16 protein-coding genes are annotated in these 18,226 nt (G+C 54.4%); 8 read left to right on the forward strand and 8 right to left on the reverse strand.

Translation table 11 applies throughout. The annotated features are described in order from the left end of the window. Nucleotides 1-56: 56 nt before the first annotated feature. Nucleotides 57-1,130: an acyltransferase family protein gene (locus AAER43_RS08580; RefSeq protein ID WP_050862964.1), complete on the reverse strand. Its 1,074-nt coding sequence runs from the start codon at nucleotides 1,128-1,130 to the stop codon at nucleotides 57-59. 258 nt (nucleotides 1,131-1,388) lie between these two features. On the opposite strand from AAER43_RS08580, the gene lolC reads away from it, so the two are divergent. From lolC to cobB, 5 genes are read left to right on the forward strand one after another with little or no spacing between them, the layout of a single operon-like run. Beyond that, entirely contained in the window at nucleotides 1,389-2,588 is a 1,200-nt protein-coding gene (lolC, locus tag AAER43_RS08585; protein WP_014883405.1) for a lipoprotein-releasing ABC transporter permease subunit LolC, read from the forward strand. After that, nucleotides 2,581-3,282, forward strand: coding sequence for a lipoprotein-releasing ABC transporter ATP-binding protein LolD (gene lolD / locus AAER43_RS08590; RefSeq protein ID WP_023332716.1), 702 nt, complete (start codon nucleotides 2,581-2,583; stop codon nucleotides 3,280-3,282). The genes lolC and lolD overlap by 8 nt, the downstream gene beginning before the upstream one ends. Beyond that, nucleotides 3,282-4,526, forward strand: a complete 1,245-nt coding sequence (lolE, locus tag AAER43_RS08595; protein ID WP_050862965.1) for a lipoprotein-releasing ABC transporter permease subunit LolE — start codon at nucleotides 3,282-3,284, stop codon at nucleotides 4,524-4,526. Before lolD ends, lolE begins: the two co-directional genes overlap by 1 nt. Before the next feature lie 53 nt (nucleotides 4,527-4,579). Next, on the forward strand, nucleotides 4,580-5,491 hold the full coding sequence (gene nagK / locus AAER43_RS08600) for an N-acetylglucosamine kinase (protein WP_023332717.1): 912 nt from the start codon (nucleotides 4,580-4,582) through the stop codon (nucleotides 5,489-5,491). Nucleotides 5,492-5,505: 14 nt separating this feature from the next. After that, on the forward strand, nucleotides 5,506-6,327 hold the full coding sequence (gene cobB / locus AAER43_RS08605; RefSeq protein WP_032636980.1) for a Sir2 family NAD+-dependent deacetylase: 822 nt from the start codon (nucleotides 5,506-5,508) through the stop codon (nucleotides 6,325-6,327). Nucleotides 6,328-6,372: 45 nt separating this feature from the next. Here cobB and AAER43_RS08610 read toward each other — a convergent pair whose 3' ends face one another. After that, on the reverse strand, nucleotides 6,373-8,304 hold the full coding sequence (locus AAER43_RS08610; RefSeq protein WP_050862966.1) for a methyl-accepting chemotaxis protein: 1,932 nt from the start codon (nucleotides 8,302-8,304) through the stop codon (nucleotides 6,373-6,375). Between the two features lie 237 nt (nucleotides 8,305-8,541). Here AAER43_RS08610 and AAER43_RS08615 point away from each other — a divergent pair, with 237 nt between their 5' ends. Continuing rightward, nucleotides 8,542-9,771, forward strand: a complete 1,230-nt coding sequence (locus AAER43_RS08615; protein WP_050862967.1) for an HDOD domain-containing protein — start codon at nucleotides 8,542-8,544, stop codon at nucleotides 9,769-9,771. A 47-nt stretch (nucleotides 9,772-9,818) separates the two neighbouring features. On the opposite strand, the gene potD is transcribed toward AAER43_RS08615, so the two are convergent. The 5 genes from potD to AAER43_RS08640 all read right to left on the reverse strand — a co-directional run bounded on the left by potD (nucleotide 9,819) and on the right by AAER43_RS08640 (nucleotide 15,031). Next, the gene (potD, locus tag AAER43_RS08620; RefSeq protein ID WP_050862968.1) at nucleotides 9,819-10,853 is read right to left on the reverse strand and encodes a spermidine/putrescine ABC transporter substrate-binding protein PotD; all 1,035 of its coding nucleotides are present in this window, start codon (nucleotides 10,851-10,853) and stop codon (nucleotides 9,819-9,821) included. Continuing rightward, a complete protein-coding gene (potC, locus tag AAER43_RS08625) occupies nucleotides 10,850-11,641 on the reverse strand; it encodes a spermidine/putrescine ABC transporter permease PotC (RefSeq protein ID WP_014883413.1) in 792 nt (263 codons plus the stop codon). The genes potD and potC overlap by 4 nt, the downstream gene beginning before the upstream one ends. After that, nucleotides 11,638-12,495: a spermidine/putrescine ABC transporter permease PotB gene (potB, locus tag AAER43_RS08630; RefSeq protein ID WP_014883414.1), complete on the reverse strand. Its 858-nt coding sequence runs from the start codon at nucleotides 12,493-12,495 to the stop codon at nucleotides 11,638-11,640. Before potB ends, potC begins: the two co-directional genes overlap by 4 nt. Then, the gene (potA, locus tag AAER43_RS08635; RefSeq protein ID WP_342701875.1) at nucleotides 12,479-13,606 is read right to left on the reverse strand and encodes a spermidine/putrescine ABC transporter ATP-binding protein PotA; all 1,128 of its coding nucleotides are present in this window, start codon (nucleotides 13,604-13,606) and stop codon (nucleotides 12,479-12,481) included. The genes potB and potA overlap by 17 nt, the downstream gene beginning before the upstream one ends. A 420-nt stretch (nucleotides 13,607-14,026) precedes the next feature. Next, nucleotides 14,027-15,031, reverse strand: a complete 1,005-nt coding sequence (locus tag AAER43_RS08640; protein WP_000427620.1) for an IS110-like element IS4321 family transposase — start codon at nucleotides 15,029-15,031, stop codon at nucleotides 14,027-14,029. A gap of 160 nt (nucleotides 15,032-15,191) precedes the next feature. Between AAER43_RS08640 and pepT the strand changes: the two genes are divergently transcribed. Continuing rightward, the gene (gene pepT, locus AAER43_RS08645) at nucleotides 15,192-16,415 is read left to right on the forward strand and encodes a peptidase T (RefSeq protein WP_023337108.1); all 1,224 of its coding nucleotides are present in this window, start codon (nucleotides 15,192-15,194) and stop codon (nucleotides 16,413-16,415) included. Between the two features lie 117 nt (nucleotides 16,416-16,532). After that, a complete protein-coding gene (locus AAER43_RS08650) occupies nucleotides 16,533-17,000 on the forward strand; it encodes a transposase (RefSeq protein WP_032645233.1) in 468 nt (155 codons plus the stop codon). Between the two features lie 87 nt (nucleotides 17,001-17,087). Here AAER43_RS08650 and AAER43_RS08655 read toward each other — a convergent pair whose 3' ends face one another. Further along, a complete protein-coding gene (locus AAER43_RS08655) occupies nucleotides 17,088-18,209 on the reverse strand; it encodes a cupin domain-containing protein (protein WP_014883418.1) in 1,122 nt (373 codons plus the stop codon). Between the last annotated feature and the right edge of the window lie 17 nt (nucleotides 18,210-18,226).

Raw genomic sequence — 18,226 nt, forward strand, 5'->3', positions numbered from 1 at the left:
CAAATTGTAACCGCACGGGGTGACTTTCCGCCCCCAAAACGGGGGCGGAGAGGGCATTAGCGGGGGGACGGTGACAGGGAGAGCGTTGACGGAGGAGAGAAGAAAAGATCGCCAAACAGCGCGGTGGAGAGTTTGCGCACCCCGAGCCCGGCAAGGGTGCAGATAAGCAGGCTGGCAAACGGATAGACCAGAATTAAGCCCAGCTCTGCCCAGACCGGCCAGTATGCGGCATTCATCTCGCCAATCAGGAACAGGCTGAAGGCCTCAATGAGGATGCGGTGGGTGGTATAGATCGCAATGGTGTTGGAGCCAATCACGTTCAGCAGATTGTTGGGATGCACGGCGTAACGCTGCTCAATACTGTAGAAAAGCTTCATGATCAACACAATCGACAGCAGGGAAAGCAGGAGAGGAACGTTAGCAAACCACAGCACCACGGAGACGGCGGAGAACGCGCCTGTCGCCAGCCACGTACGGCGCAGGTTAAAACTTTTCATCCACGCCATCAGCTCTGCGCCATACCACGCTCCGAGGCTGTAGTAGATCATGTTGCGAACTACGCTGTTCATTCCCCACCACGGCAACGGCAGGAAGTTGATCGCGACGCTCGCCAGTGCCAGCAGCCCGAGAACCGGTAGCTTCCAGCGGCTCAGCAGTTTACACAGCGTGAAGTAGACGACCAGAGCATACAGATACCACAGGCTGGTGCTGGCGGTGAGCATACCGCGTACAAATCCTGAGAGGGAATCGGCGTAGGCCGCGTTCGAGGAGGTGGCAAGCTCACGGTCGGGCGCCAGCCAGGCATTCAGGTGGGTCAATGCCTGCCATTGCAGAACCCCCCACAGGACCAGAACCCAGACAATGCTCCAGATCCGTTTGTCGAGACTGGTTCGCCAGTTCACCTCATCGATATAACGACGGATCAGATAGCCGGAGATAAAGAAGAATACCGGCATGCGGAATGGGGCGAGGTAGAGATTAAAATAGACCCAACATTTCGCGAGAAGGCCGGATAGCGGGTGTTGCAGCCCGCTCAGGTGCGGATAAAAGGTGATGACCGAATGATAGATAACCACCAGGCAGATACACAGCCCTTTTATCTGGTTAATCCATAATGCTTTTTGCTTCATTGTTCGCGACTACCTTAAATTGCCATAAACGAACGAGCAATTGTTGTGAAATGAAACCGGGATGTAACGGGTAACAGTCTGTATCAGGAGGTTTTTCGGAAAAGGTGGAGGTTGCGAGGCGACAATTCAGACAATAGCACGCTGATTTATCTGAATTTTTCAGAAAAATGATTACCAAAGCTTACGGTTTCAGTCATTTACGCTTAACGGATTCGCTTATATACTCGTGGGTCTGCTATCAGCAAACAGACGGATTTCATGTATCAACCTGTCGCACTCTTCATAGGCTTACGTTACATGCGTGGGCGCGCCGCGGACCGCTTCGGTCGCTTTGTCTCCTGGCTTTCGACTATTGGCATTACGCTCGGCGTGATGGCACTGGTGACGGTCCTTTCCGTCATGAATGGCTTCGAGCGCGAGCTGCAAAACAACATCCTGGGGCTGATGCCGCAGGCCGTTCTCTCCTCCACCAACGGTTCGCTGAACCCGCAACAGCTGCCGGAAAGTGCGGCGAAGTTACAGGGTGTCACGCGCGTTGCGCCGTTAACAACCGGCGACGTGGTGCTGCAAAGCGCCCGCAGCGTGGCGGTCGGCGTCATGCTGGGTATTGACCCTGCACAAAACGATCCGCTGACCCCGTACCTGGTTAACGTGAAGCAGACCGATCTGGCCGCCGGAAAATACAACGTTATTCTGGGTGAGCAGCTTGCCGGCCAGCTTGGCGTCAACCGTGGCGACCAGCTGCGTGTGATGGTGCCCTCTGCCAGTCAGTTTACGCCGATGGGGCGCCTGCCAAGCCAGCGCCTGTTTAACGTAATTGGTACCTTTGCCGCCAACAGCGAAGTCGATGGTTATCAGATGCTGGTTAACATTCAGGATGCTTCGCGCCTGATGCGTTACCCGGCAGGGAACATCACGGGCTGGCGCCTGTGGCTCGACGCGCCGCTGAAGGTTGATACCCTCAGCCAGCAAAAACTGCCGGACGGCACCAAATGGCAGGACTGGCGCGAACGTAAAGGCGAACTGTTCCAGGCCGTGCGTATGGAAAAAAACATGATGGGGCTGCTGTTGAGCCTGATCGTGGCCGTGGCCGCTTTTAACATCATCACCTCTCTGGGTCTGATGGTGATGGAAAAGCAGGGCGAGGTCGCCATCCTGCAAACCCAGGGGCTCACGCCGCGCCAGATCATGGCGGTCTTTATGGTGCAGGGTGCCAGCGCCGGCATTATCGGCGCGCTGCTGGGGGCGGGGCTCGGCGCTCTGCTTGCCAGCCAGCTTAATAATTTAATGCCGATCATCGGCGCGCTGCTTGATGGCGCGGCGCTGCCGGTGGCTATCGAGCCGCTGCAGGTTATCGGTATTGCGCTGGCCGCGATGGCCATTGCGCTGCTTTCGACGCTTTATCCTTCCTGGCGCGCTGCCGCCACTCAACCCGCTGAGGCTTTACGTTATGAATAAGATCCTGTTGCAATGCGACAACCTGTCCAAACGCTATCAGGAAGGCGCTGTGCAGACCGACGTGCTGCACAATGTGAGCTTCAGCGTGGGCGAAGGCGAGATGATGGCGATTGTCGGCAGCTCCGGCTCGGGCAAAAGTACGCTGCTGCACCTGCTGGGCGGGCTGGATACCCCAACCAGCGGCGACGTGATTTTTTCCGGCCAGCCGATGAGCAAAATGTCCTCAGCGGCGAAGGCCGAGCTGCGTAATCGCGAGCTGGGCTTTATCTACCAGTTCCACCACCTGCTGCCGGACTTCACGGCGCTGGAAAACGTGGCGATGCCGTTGCTGATTGGCAAAAAGAAACCGGCAGAAATTAACGCCCGCGCCAGCGACATGCTGAACGCAGTAGGGCTGGGTCACCGTGGCAATCACCGTCCATCGGAGCTTTCCGGCGGCGAACGTCAGCGCGTGGCCATTGCCCGTGCGTTGGTCAACAACCCGCGTCTGGTGCTGGCGGATGAACCGACCGGTAACCTGGATGCGCGTAATGCGGACAGTATTTTCCAGCTTTTGGGTGAACTTAACGCCTCGCAGGGCACCGCGTTTCTGGTGGTCACCCACGATCTGCAGCTGGCAAAACGCATGGGGCGCCAGCTTGAAATGCGTGACGGTCATCTGAATGCAGAACTGACCCTGATGGGAGCGGAGTAATGGCTTCACCGTTATCGTTACTCATCGGGTTACGCTTTAGCCGCGGTCGCCGTCGCGGCGGCATGGTGTCGCTCATCTCCGTCATCTCGACCATCGGAATTGCGCTGGGCGTGGCGGTGTTGATTGTCGGCCTGAGCGCCATGAACGGCTTCGAGCGCGAACTGAATAACCGCATTCTGGCGGTGGTACCGCACGGGGAAATCGAGCCGGTTAACCAGCCCTGGACCCACTGGAGCGATGCGCTCAACAAAGTAGAGAAAGTCCCGGGCATCGCTGCTGCCGCGCCCTATATCAACTTTACCGGGCTGGTGGAGAGCGGGGTAAACCTGCGTGCCATCAAGGTGAAAGGGGTGAACCCCGCCCAGGAAGAACGCCTGAGCGCGTTGCCGAAATATGTGCAGAACGGCGCGTGGGCAAACTTTAAGGCCGGCGAGCAGCAGATCATCATGGGCAAAGGCGTTGCAGATGCCCTGAAGGTGAAGCAGGGCGACTGGGTGTCGATCATGATCCCGAACGCCAGCGCCGATCACAAATTGCAGCAGCCGAAACGCGTGCGCCTGCACGTCACCGGTATTCTTCAGCTGAGCGGTCAGCTTGACCATAGCTTTGCGATGGTGCCGATGGAAGATGCGCGGCAGTATCTCGACATGGGCGACAGCGTGACGGGCATTGCAATTAAGGTGAACGACGTCTTTAATGCCAACAAACTGGTACGCGACGCGGGCAGCGTGACCAATAACTATGTTTACATCAAAAGCTGGATCGGCACTTACGGGTATATGTACCGTGATATCCAGATGATCCGCGCGATTATGTATCTGGCGATGGTGCTGGTGATTGGCGTCGCGTGCTTTAATATCGTCTCGACGCTGGTGATGGCAGTCAAGGACAAGAGCGGTGACATTGCCGTGCTGAGAACGCTCGGGGCGAAAGACGGTCTTATTCGCGCCATCTTCGTCTGGTACGGTTTGCTGGCAGGATTGTTCGGCAGCCTGTGTGGCGTGGTGATTGGCGTGGTAGTTTCCCTGCAGTTGACGCCAATTATCAACGGCATTGAAAAGCTTATTGGTCACCAGTTCCTGTCGGGTGATATCTATTTTATTGACTTCCTGCCGTCTGAATTGCACTGGCTGGACGTTTTTTATGTGCTGGTTACAGCACTTTTACTGAGTCTGCTGGCAAGCTGGTATCCGGCGCGTCGCGCAAGCCGAATTGATCCGGCGAGGGTATTAAGTGGCCAGTAATTACGTCATGATCTAGCGGCTTTTGGGCCGCCAGGTCAAAAGAGGAATGCACTATGTATTATGGATTTGATATTGGCGGCACCAAGATTGCGCTCGGCGTATTTGATAAAGACCTCAGGCTGCAGTGGGAAACGCGCGTTCCCACGCCGCGCGAGAGCTACGACGAATTTTTAACCGCCATTGCCGCGCTGGTGGCGCAAGCAGATGAACGCTTTGGCGTCAAAGGCAGCGTCGGCATTGGTATTCCGGGCATGCCCGAAACCGACGACGGCACGCTGTATGCCGCCAACGTACCTGCTGCCAGCGGCAAAGCGCTGCGCGCCGATCTCTCTGCCCGCCTTGAACGCGACGTGCGTTTAGATAACGATGCCAACTGTTTTGCGCTCTCTGAAGCCTGGGATGATGAATTCCGTCAGTATCCATTGGTCATGGGACTGATCCTCGGCACGGGCGTCGGCGGAGGGATCGTGATCAACGGTAAGCCCATCACCGGGCGTAGCTATATCACCGGTGAGTTCGGCCATATCCGCTTGCCGGTGGATGCCCTGGACGTTGTCGGGCGTGAGTTTCCGCTGACCCGCTGCGGCTGCGGCCAGCACGGCTGTATTGAGAACTACCTCTCCGGCCGCGGGTTTGCATGGCTTTACGAACACTTCTATCATCAGAAACTTGAGGCCCCTCAAATCATTACCTTGTGGGAGCAAGGGGATGCGCAGGCGCGTGAGCACGTTGAGCGCTATCTGGATCTGCTGGCGGTATGTCTGGGAAATATTCTCACTATCGTCGACCCGGATCTGCTGGTGATTGGGGGAGGGTTGTCAAACTTCACTGCGATTACGGAACAGTTGTCCGGGCGTTTGCCCCGACATTTATTGCCGGTTGCACGCGTGCCGCGTATTGAACGTGCGCGACACGGGGACGCAGGAGGCATGCGCGGAGCCGCATTCCTTCATCTCACCGATTAGTTTACGAGGTTTCTATGCTGTCGCGTCGCCAGGGTCGACTCAGCCGTTTTCGCAAAAACAAACGCCGCTTACGTGAGCGCTTGCGTCAGCGGATCTTTTTCAGAGACAGAATGATGCCAGAAGCGATGGATAAACCCAGAGTGGTGGTGCTGACCGGGGCGGGGATCTCCGCTGAGTCAGGAATTCGAACCTTCCGCGCGGCGGACGGACTGTGGGAAGAACACCGCGTGGAGGATGTCGCCACGCCGGAAGGTTTTGCCCGCGATCCGGAACTCGTGCAGGCGTTTTACAACGCCCGCCGTCGCCAGCTGCAGCAGCCTGAGATTGCGCCCAATCCGGCGCATCTGGCGCTGGCGAAGCTGGAAGAGGCGCTGGGGGATCGTTTCCTGCTGGTGACGCAGAATATCGACAACCTGCATGAGCGAGCCGGTAACAAGAACATCATCCACATGCACGGTGAGTTGCTCAAAGTTCGCTGTGCCTGGAGCGGCCAGGTGCTGGACTGGAAAGAGGACGTGCTGCCAGAAGACAAATGCCACTGCTGTCAGTTCCCCGCACGCCTGCGCCCGCACGTGGTGTGGTTCGGGGAGATGCCCCTGGGGATGGATGATATCTACAGCGCGCTGGCGATGGCGGACGTGTTCATCGCCATTGGTACATCCGGCCATGTTTACCCGGCGGCGGGGTTTGTTCACGAAGCGCGACTGCACGGCGCCCATACGGTTGAGCTCAATCTGGAGCCAAGCCAGGTGGGCAGCGAGTTTGAAGAGAAACACTACGGTCTGGCAAGCGCGGTCGTCCCGGAATTTGTCGACAAGCTGCTGAAAGGGCTGTAGCGGCAATGGTGTAAAAAGGCACCCGTCCTGCGGGTGCCTGACGATTTACGAATGAAAGAACGCCAGCGTCTTCTCCAGCGATTTAGCCTGCTCGTCCAGTGAGAGCGCCGCGGCTGAGATCTGCTGCACCAGAGCGGCGTTCTGCTGGGTTGTGCTGTCCATCTGATTCACGGCGGTGCTGACCTGGCTAATCCCCCGATTTTGCTCGTCCAGCGCCTGAACGATATCGTTGATCACCAGATGCACATGCGACACCGCCTCGATAACCTGTTTCATCATCACGCCGGTTTCATTGACCAGCTCAACGCCTTTGTTGACGCGGCCAGACGATTCGGCAATGAGCTGAGAAATCTCTTTTGCTGCGTTAGCGCTCCGCTGGGCCAGGTTACGGACTTCACCGGCCACCACCGCAAAACCGCGTCCCTGCTCACCCGCCCGTGCGGCTTCTACGGCAGCGTTTAGCGCCAGGATATTGGTCTGGAAGGCAATGCCATCGACAATGCTGTTGATCTCACCGATCTTACGCGCGCTGTCATCAATCTCGCCGATCACCGTGACGACGTCGTTCACCAGCGTTTCGCCATGTCCGGCGAGGCTGGCGGCGCGGTCGGTCAGCGTGGTTGCTTTGTGCGCATTGTCGGCATTATTCTTCACCGTGGCCGAAATCTCTTCCATGCTGGCCGCGGTTTCCACAATCGCTGCTGCCTGCTCCTCGGTTCGCGAGGCAAGGTCAAGGTTACCTGCCGAAATCTCGCTGGTGCCACCCCGCACGGAATGGCTGGCATCGCTGATGTTGTCGACGATGCGTTTGAGCTGCATCTGCATGGTGTGCAGGGCGTAAAAAATACTGCGAGTATCTCCCGCGCGCACCGGAATTGTATTGTTCAGCTCCCCGCGGGCGACGGCCAGGGCAATCCCGGCGGCGTCAGAAGGTTCGCCACCCACCGGTCGGTCAACTTTACGCGTAAAGATTTGCGCCATGACCAGGCTCACCACTACGATACTGAGCACCATAAGGACAATGGCTTTCAGCAAAAATGCACGCGCCTCGGCCATCACCTCACTGACCGGAGTGACGATGGCCAGCTTCCACGGCGTCTGGCTGTTACCAATTGCAATATCCTGCCAGGTAATAAATGCCTCCTCATTCAGCAGTGGATCGTTTTCCCGGATGACATCATGGCCCGTTATCTTCCCCGCGTAAGGCTTTCCGGTGGCCTGTTTGTCCGGGCTGAATACCACTTTATTTTCCGCTGAGAGGAGCAGGGCATAGCCAGTCCCGTTCCACGGTTTTATTGCCCCAGTCATGGCTTGCAGCGTGGCGAGTGAAAAGTCAGAGGTGACCGATCCCAGAAACTTGCCGTCAGCCATAATGGGGGCGGCAATGGAGGTAAGCATGACGTCTACGCCATTGTACGGGTAGATATAGGGTTCGATGATCACCTCTTTTTGCCGTTGCTTCGGCAGCAGGTAATAATCGCCGCTGCCGGGTGTTTCCAGGTCCGTCAGCAGGTGCAGTGCGGGTTTGCCAGAGGCATCGCGGTCGACATAGCGGGCAAAGCGTCCGGCAGGATCCTCTCCGCTCTGTCCGGCAAAGGCGGCATCCTGATGGTCAAACGCGTTGGGCTCAAAAGCCATCGACATGGAGAGAAACTGCGGGTGGGCCGCAAGATAATGGATCAGCAGCTGGTTGAGACTTTGGCGATCGGAGATGCCCGCATCCCTCAGCGCCAGGGCACTGTTGCCCATATCCCTGGCGGCAGCCAGCGCGGAATCCATCTCCTTACTTACCTGCAAAGACTGCACCTCAGCAATCTGGCGGATATGTTTTTTGGCCAGACTGTCCTGCTGCGCCATCCACTGCCACATCATAAAACCAATCGTGGCGGTAAAGCCTACCGTCACGGTGAGAAAAATGGACAATAGCATTAACGTTTTGACGCTCATTTTTGATCTTCGGACCTTGGCGTTTTGCATTCTTATCTCCCGTAATCGTGTGCGTGTCGGTCAGGCACATATTACTTATCGGATATATCACTCTCTTTCTGTAGAGTACCGGGAGTATTTAATTTAAATTCTGAGAATATAAACCCTGTTAATTAGTGTGGATGCTTTTATTTTGTGCATTCAATCAAAATAGTGCTCGATAATGCTCGTTATCGTCGTGTAGAAAGAGGATGCTAATAAATATTAAGTGGTAGAGGAGGATGGGATATGTACGGATTTATCGCCAGACAACCCATTTTTAACCCGGAGATGAAGACGGTCGCCTATGAACTGCTCTTCAGAGAGGGAATGACAAACCGTTTTCCGGATGTCTCGGCGGAATATGCGACATCCAGAATGATATCAGATCAGTTTTTATGTGTACCCGCGCAACGGATCGCCGGGGAGCACACGTCGTTTATTAATTTTCCCTCCCGGATGGTCATCGACCGGAGCGGAGAAGCGCTCGATAAAGAGAGCGTGGTCATTGAGATACTGGAAGATGCGGTTCCGGGGGCTGAGCTTTTGCAGGCCGTCAGAGAGATGAATGCGCACGGCTACCACTTTGCACTCGATGATTTCACCCTCGCTCCGGAATGGGATGCGTTTTTACCTTATATTTCGGTTCTGAAATTCGATGTCAGAAATTATACCTTAGCGCAAATTAAACAGTATCTGGCATCGCGTAAAAAAGAGACCGCACATATAAAATATCTCGCTGAAAAAATTGAGACTAAAGAGGAATTTATTCGATTCAGAGATGAAGGATTTTCTCTGTTTCAGGGTTATTTTTTCTGCCGTCCGGAGATGATTAAATATAAACGCTTATCGCAAAATCAGCTTGCGATTTTCCGCCTGCAAATGGAAATCGGACGTAATAAACCTGATTATCGCATTATCGAGTCGCTGATAAAAAGTGATCTCACCCTCTCCTGGAAAATTATGCGCTACATGAAGCACACGGCATTTAAACATGTTGGTGCCTGTAATTTCAGCAAGTTAACCCTGAGTGAGGTACTCCGCTATCTTGGGGAGAATCAGCTGAGACGGTTCGTTGCCGTCGTGGTCCTGGCGAGTGCGGACAATGACACCGTCAGCGAGCTTTATCCGTTGAGCATGATGCGTGGGAAATTCTGCGAATTGATCGCAGAGGCGATAAACGAACCGACGCTGGCTGAAAATGCCTTTCTGTGCGGCCTGTTCTCGCTGCTGGATACTCTCCTTGAACTACCGATGACCGAGTTGATGAAGCAGATTGCGGTACCGCAGAGCGTGAGCAACGCACTATGCCATCAGGAGGGGCAGCTAGCTGATATGATCGCACTCTGTCGTTACTACGAGCAACAGCAGTGGGAGGAGGCGACAAGACTGAGTCACGCACTGGGGCTGTCGGATGATGATGTGGTCGAGGCGATGAGAAGGGCGACGATTTGGGCTGGCGAGAATGCGGCCAGTTAATGCTTCCTCACGCCGTTCGCACGGCGTGAGGAATCGCGCGATGCCGTTTATCGGCCCGCTTTAAGTTTCTGGTAATACTCTTCGTAGAGGCGGCTGGCGTCACCAACGTCGTTCTGCCATTCCCCTTTACTGATGGTGTCGGCATCCGGATAGAGTGACTTATCGTTAGCCACTTCAGGCTTCAGCAGCTTGCGTGCCGCGAGGTTCGGTGTCGGGTAGCCAATCGTTTCGGCAACCTGCTTCGCCACGTCCGGGCGCAGCAGGAAGTTAATCAGCTTCAGCGCACCCTCCACGTTTTTGGCATTGGCAGGGATCGCGAGGCTATCCATCCAGAAGATCCCGCCTTCTTTCGGCCACACTACCTCCAGCGGCGTACCGGCCTGACGGGCAACATACGCGGAGCCGTTCCACACCATGCCCAGATTCACTTCGCCTTCCATATACGGGTTTGCCGGGTTATCAGAGTTAAATGCCGCCACGTTAGGCATCAGCTTTTTCAGCTCGTTATAGGCCGCTTCAATCTCTTTTGGGTCCGTTGTATTGCCGGAGTAGCCGAGCTTACGCAGCGCTACCTGGAACACTTCGCGCGCGTCGTCGGTTAACAGCAGGCTGCCTTTGTATTCCGGTTTCCACAGATCGGCCCAGCTTGTAACGGTTTTCGGATCGATAGCCTCGCTGTTGACACCAATTGCGGTTGCGCCCCAGATGTAAGGAATGGAGTAGTCGTTATTCGGGTCAAACGGCTTATTGAGCATCTCCGGATCGAGATTGTTGAAGTGAGTGAGCTTCGTTTTATCGATCTTCTGAATCATGCCCTCTTTGCGCATTTTGTCGACAAAGTAGGTAGACGGCACCACCAGATCATATGCGCCGTCCTTGTAGGTTTTGAGCTTGGCATACATGGTTTCATTCGACTCGTAGGTCGAGTAGATGACCTTGATGCCCGTCTCTTTCGTAAACTGTTCCAGCAGGCCCGGTGGCACATACTCGGTCCAGTTATAGAAGTAGAGCGTTTTACCGTCATCAGCGTGCGCGGCACCCATGCCAAGTATCAGTGCCGCAGCGGCGAGCATTTTTTTCATTTCATTGTCCCCTGAGATTTTGTTTTATCACGAGCAATAATCTGGCTGGCAATCACCAGAACCAGCGAAAACACCAACAGAATGGTCGCCAGCGCGTTCACTTCAGGTGAGACGCCGACTTTGACCATCGAATAGATCTTCAGTGGCAGGATTTCGTAACTCGGCCCGGTCACGAACGAAGAAACAACCACGTCATCCATCGACAGCGTAAAGCTGAGTAGCCATCCTGCGGCTACCGCGGGCATCGCAAGCGGCAGAATGATTTTGCGCAGGATGGTCATCTCGCTGGCCCCCAGATCTTTCGCCGCCTCAAGCATACGCACGTCAAACCCTTTCAGACGTGCAAAGACGGTAACCACCACAAACGGAAGGCAGAAGGTGATGTGGGAAAACAGCAGCGACCAGAAGCCAAGCTGAATGCCCAGCAGCATAAACAGCACCAGCAGCGAAATCGCCATCACGATATCCGGCGACATCATTACCACAAACAGCATGCCGCTGACGAACGGCTTACCGCGAAAGCGATAGCGATACAATGCCACCGCGGTGAGGGAACCGATCAGCGTGGCGAAGGTGGCGGAGAAAATCGCCATCGTCAGCGAGTGCTGAGCGGCCTGCAGCAGACTGTCATTATTCATCAGCAGGCTGTACCAGTTGGTGGTAAAGCCCTGCCAGTTGATGCCGAAGCGTGAACTGTTAAACGAATTCACGATCAAAATGATAATCGGAATATAAAGGTAAGCGTAAATGGCGGTCATAAAACCGCCGCGAAGCAGTCGACCGATCATTCGAGTTCCACCTTTTTATTCAGCAACCGTGAGGCACGCCAGTAGACCAGCAGCATCAGCCCCATTACCACCGTCAGCGTAATGCTGGTCGCGGATCCGAACGGCCAGTCGCGGATGTTCAGGAACTGGCTCTTGATCACGTTACCAATCAGCAGGTTTTTTGCCCCGCCCATGAGATCTGACACGTAGAACAGCCCCATTGCCGGGAGCATCACCAGCAGACAACCGGCGATAATGCCCGGCATGGTCAATGGAATGATAATGCGGATAAAGGTTTGCAGCTTGTTAGCACCCAGATCTTTTGCCGCTTCCAGCAGCGGTTTATCGAGCTTCTCGATGCTGGAGTAGAGCGGCATCACCATAAACGGCAGCAGAATATAGACAAGGCCAATAATCACCGCACCCGGAGTAAACATGATGCGTACAGGGGTATCAATCACCCCCAGCCACAGCAGAAACGCGTTGAGGTAGCCTTTGGTGCTCAGGAAGATTTTTAACCCGTAGATGCGAATCAGCGAGTTGGTCCAGAACGGCACAATCAACAGAAACAGCAAAAGCGGGCGCACCTTTTGTGGCAGCCCGGCCAGGAACCATGCGAAAGGATACCCCAGTAGCAGGCAGGCGACGGTAGCAATCAGCGCCATATTCAGCGAGTGCAGAAGCACGTCAAAATAGAGCGGGTCGAGCAGGCGCGCGTAGTTATCCAGCGTAAAGACCAGCTTAACGAAGTGGGCATCGTCGCGGGTCAGAAAGCTGGTGGCGATGATCATCAGGTTGGGTAAAAAGACAAATAACACAAGCCAACCGACGATAGTGGTAATCACCACCTTCTGGAATTTACTTGTGTTCTTCATCAGCCAGTACAACCTCCCAGCTTTCTACCCAGTTGATAACCATTTTCTGGTCGAGAGAGTGGTCGAAGTCAGGATCGTCCTCGTTAAAGAATTCGCTGACCATTACCATTTTGCCATTTTCCAGTTCGACGACGGACTCCAGCGTCATCCCTTTGTAATTGCGCTCGCGGATATAGCCGATAAGCCCTTCGGCTTCGGTATTACCGTGAATTTCATCGACACGCAGATCTTCAGGACGCAGCAGGACGTTGAGTTTTTGTCCCTTCTCGACGGCGAAGTTCACGGTGATATTGCATTCACGTCCTTCCACGTTCGCGCGCACGCGCCGATCGTCCAGACGTTCAATCACCGTGGCATTAAAGATATTGATTTCGCCAATGAAGCTGGCGACAAACAGGTTTTTCGGCTCTTCGTAAATTTCACGCGGCGTGCCGTCCTGCTCTATTTTGCCATCGCGCATCACCACAATACGGTCTGACATGGTCAGCGCCTCTTCCTGGTCGTGGGTGACGAAGACGAAGGTGATGCCAAGCTTGCGCTGTAGCGACTTCAGCTCGTTCTGCATCTGCTTGCGCAGTTTGTAGTCCAGCGCGGAAAGCGACTCATCTAAAAGAAGCAGGCGCGGTTTATTGACCACGGCGCGGGCAATGGCCACGCGCTGCTGCTGACCGCCGGAGAGCTGGTGGGGTTTTCGCTGAGCAAACTCGTCCAGCTGCACCATCCGCAGGGCTTCCGTGACGCGCGGGGGGATCTCGCTGGCCGGCGTTTTTTGCATCCGCAGGCCAAACGCCACGTTCTCAAACACGGTCATGTGAGGGAACAGGGCATAGCTCTGAAAGACGGTATTGACGTGGCGATCTTCGGCAGGAACCTGGGTTATGTCCTGGTTCTCAAGATGGATGTTGCCATTATCGACGCTTTCCAGCCCGGCGATAAGGCGCAGTACGGTTGTCTTGCCGCAGCCGGAGGGGCCAAGCAGCGTAAGAAACTCGCCGTCATTGATGGTCAGATTGAGGTCGGAAATGACCTCTTTGCCATCAAAACTTTTACGAATTCGTTCAAGTTGCACCAGCGGTGAACGAGAACGGGGTTGTGTATTCAATTTTTGCACTGTCCCATATAGACGCCTCAGGCAGCAGGCCGAAGCGGGGTTTGTGTGTAACCACCTTGGTGACTCGTAATGAGGGCGGACATTCTACGGCAAACCTCGGGAATCGCCAATCCTTGTCACTGATTCATAAGCTACATTTACTAACGCAGAACGATATAAACGGAATCTATGGTCACTCCCGTTTTTGCAACACCGATTTTGACGATAAATTGGCTTGCTTGAATCTATCCGGCGTCTGAATGGGATTTTATTCCCGCGCCTCGATGAGTTCCGCGCCTGATGAACCTCCAGAAAATATACGGCTTCAATGAGCCTTTCCGTTTTACAGGTTCCTCAACAGGCCGGTGGGCCGTTAGTATCATCAATATCAGTATTCGCAAAACCAGATCAGTGATTCTTTAAACCGGTGTATTTCTGCCGTTATGCTACATAAGTTTGCTGTCGTGCCGTTAGGGCCCAGGCTATTCTGGCCAGCTTGTTTGCCAGAGCACAAGTGACGACAAAGTTGCTTTTCCTACACAGTAGATCCCTGACCCAATCGGCCAATTTGCCAGACTGGTGTTCCAGTTTTTGTATGAATACCCTGGCACATTGAACCAACAAAGTTCGGATCTTTTTGTTACCTCGCTTACTAATTCCCAGCAATGTCGTCCGACCTCCCGTGCTGTACTGTCGAGGCACTAGCCCTGTTGCCGCCGCAAAGTCACGACTGCTGGCGTACTGCTTCCCGTCGCCAATCTCAGTTGAAATAGTACTCGCTGTCAGTGTTCCGACGCAGGGAATGCTCAGCAAGCGCTGTCCAATCTCATCTTCGTCCAACTTTCGTTTCAACTGGGATTCCAAATCTTTAATCTGCTCAACAAGATAGTGATAATGCTGTTGTAATTTCAGCAATAACTGGCTGAGGTATAGAGGCAAACTATTGTCCTCAAGAAGGGTACTCAGTCGGCTAATAACGGCAGCTCCTCGTGGAACGCTGATGCCAAATTCCAGCAGAAAAGCATGCATCTGATTGGTTGTTTTTACCTTATCCTGAACCAGGGATTCACGGACACGATGCAGCGCACGCATTGCCTGCTGAGATTCAGTTCTGGGCTGTACAAAACGCATAGACGGACGCGATGCAGCTTCACAAATAGCTTCGGCGTCGACAAAGTCGTTTTTGTTACTTTTAACGAATGGACGGACAAATTGTGGTGATATCAGCTTAGGAAAATGCCCCAACTCTTCCAACTTGCGTGCCATAAAGTGAGAGCCACCACAGGCTTCCATTGCGATGGTTGTAGCGGGGCATGTCGCCAAAAATTCGATTAACTTTGGCCGTGTAAATTTTTTACGGTAAACAGCCTTGCCGCGACGATCCTGGCAATGAATATGGAAAGAGTTTTTACCCAGATCGATACCAATGAGCGCAATGTTTTCCATGATAGTTCTCCGAATGAAAGCCTGTCCTCAGCATAGTACCGGGAAGGAGGGAGTGACCATCTCATTAAATATTCTCGTTTGCGGGATAAAAGTGACCTGACGCAATATTTGCGTTTTGATGCTTATTGATAATGTTGTCACAAAAAGTGAGGGTGACTGCATGGATAAATTACTTGAGCGTTTTTTACAGTACGTTTCGCTGGATACCCAATCTAAACCGGGTGTCCGCCAGGTGCCAAGCACCGAAGGCCAGTGGAAGTTATTAAACCTGCTTAAAGAGCAGCTCGACGCCATGGGGCTGGTTAACGTCACGTTAAGCGAAAAGGGCACTGTGATGGGCACGCTGCCGGCGAATGTCCCGGGTAATATCCCGGCGATTGGCTTTATCTCCCATGTCGACACCTCTCCGGATTTTAGCGGTAAACATGTGAACCCGCAGATTGTTGAAAACTACCGCGGCGGTGATATTGCGCTGGGCATTGGCGACGAAGTGCTCTCTCCCGTGATGTTCCCGGTACTGCACCAGCTGCTCGGTCAGACGCTCATCACCACCGACGGGAAAACGCTGCTGGGTGCAGATGATAAGGCGGGGATCGCGGAGATCATGACGGCGCTGGCGGTGCTGAAAGGCAAAAACATTCCGCACGGGGATATCCGGGTTGCTTTCACGCCGGACGAAGAGGTGGGGAAAGGCGCGAAACATTTCGATGTGGAGGCTTTTAACGCGCAGTGGGCCTACACCGTCGATGGCGGTGGCGTGGGCGAGCTGGAGTATGAAAACTTTAACGCCGCTTCGGTGACCATTAAAATTGTCGGGAACAACGTTCACCCCGGCTCAGCCAAAGGGGTGATGGTGAATGCGCTGTCGCTGGCGTCGCGTATTCATGCTGAAGTCCCGGCGCAAGAGAGCCCGGAGATGACAGACGGGTATGAAGGTTTCTATCACCTGACCAGCATTAAGGGCACCGTGGATAGCGCCCAGATGCACTACATCGTGCGCGATTTTGACCGTAAAGCCTTTGAAGCGCGCAAGCGTAAGATGATGGAGATCGCCAAAAAGGTAGGCAAAGGGCTGCATCCTGACTGCTACATTGAACTCATCATCGAAGACAGCTATTACAATATGCGTGAGAAGGTGATGGCGCATCCGCACATCATTGATATCGCCCGGCAGGCAATGCGCGACTGCGATATTGAACCGATCTTAAAACCGATTCGTGGCGGTACCGACGGTTCGCAGCTGTCATTTATGGGATTGCCGTGCCCGAACCTGTTTACCGGTGGCTACAACTACCACGGCAAGCATGAGTTTGTGACGCTGGAAGGAATGGAAAAAGCGGTGAAGGTGATTGTGCGCATAGCGGAGTTAACCGCGAAGCGGTGAGACATTGCCCGGTGGCGCTGCGCTTACCGGGCCTACGATCGAAATGTAGGCCGGGTAAGGCGAAGCCGCCACCCGGTATTCAGGCAAGGAGCCCCATCAAACTATCGTCGCCACTATATTCCCGGCGGCACCTGGTTTTTCACCGTTAACCTTCAAAACCGCCAGAGTGATTTGCTTACCCGCCATATCGACAGCTTACGTGCTGCAACCTTAACGGTTAAACGTGCGAAACCCTTCACCATTAACGCCTGGGTTATTCTCCCTGAACATATGCACTGTATCTGGACCTTACCGGAAGGAGACAGTGACTTTTCGGCACGCTGGCGTGATATCAAAAAAACGTTCAGTCGTAACATCGACATGCGTCATATCTGGCAGCCGCGTTTCTGGGAGCACACCATTCGAAACGAAGAGGATTACCGGCGGCATTTGGATTACATCTACATCAATCCGATGAAGCATGGGTATGTCAGAAAGGTTATCGACTGGCCGTTTTCAACGTTTCATCGCGATATTCACGAGGGATTATATCCTGCCGATTGGGCAGGTGAGATCGAGGAGTTTGCGGCGGGGGAGCGGAAGTGACATTGCCCGGTGGCGCTGCGCTTACCGGGTCTACGATCGGAATGTAGGCCGGGTAAGGCGAAGCCGCCACCCGGCACATCTCAAGACTCAATCCTCAAAAAACCAATACCCGCTGTTAACCAGCGCGGCCAGCATGGCGAGGAATGAGGGATCTTCCAGCGCATCGCCAAAGGTTTCAGCAGTCAGAACCATATGGCTGGCAATCGCTTCCAGTGCAGGACGGTGCGGGGAATCCAGCTTCTCGCCATTGACGAAGACCTCTTCACCGATGCGCAGCACGCGCAACCCGCCCAGACGAACCAGCTTGTCGCCCTGCTGAAGGGCATCATAAATCTCGTCAGCCTGATAAGGCGGCTCCGGAGGCGCCACGTCCAGCTCGTGGCGGGACTGGCTAATAAACTCGCCAAACCACTGTCTGAAATGTTCCGGCTCGTTGATCAGATCCAGCATCATACCGCGCAGCTTGTCCAGCTCTGCTGGCAGAATATCTGCCGGATGTTCGCGCGCAGGCACATCCGGATCGCTGTAGCGATAGCTGCCCAGCTCGCGTTGCAGAACATAGTCGGCAAAGCCGCTGATCATCTCGCGACCGCTCGGTGCGCGGAACCCAACCGAGTAGTTGAGCGAGTTTTCCAGGGAGTAACCCTCATGCGGGAACCCAGGCGGAATGTAGAGAATATCGCCTGGCTCCAGCTCTTCATCAATAATCCCTTCGAACGGATCCACCTGAAGCAGGTCCGGATGCGGACAGTGCTGTTTCATCGGCACTTTCTCGCCCACGCGCCAGCGGCGGCGACCCGTACCCTGAATAATAAACACGTCGTACTGGTCCAGGTGCGGACCCACGCCGCCACCCGGAACGGAGAAGGAGATCATCAGATCGTCCATCCGCCAGTCGGGCAGGGCGCGGAACGGGCGCATTAGCGCGGCAGTAGGTTCGTGCCAGTGGTTGACGGCCTGCACCAGCAGGGACCAGTTGTTTTCTCCGAGATGATCATAGCTTTCGAAAGGACCGTGACTGACCTGCCATTTCCCGTCCTGGTGACTGACCAGGCGGCTGTCGACTTCGTTTTCCATGGCCAGACCGGCCAGTTCGTCAGGCGAAATAGGGTCGACAAAGTTGCTGAACCCACGTTTCAGAACCACCGGGCGTTTTTGCCAGTAACGTTCAATAAACTCGGGCCAGTTAAGCGTTAAGTGATAATCCATATTTTTTTATTCCGCAG

It is taken from the genome of Enterobacter sp. FUJ80071 (assembly GCF_038739915.1).
Lineage (GTDB): Bacteria > Pseudomonadota > Gammaproteobacteria > Enterobacterales > Enterobacteriaceae > Enterobacter > Enterobacter kobei.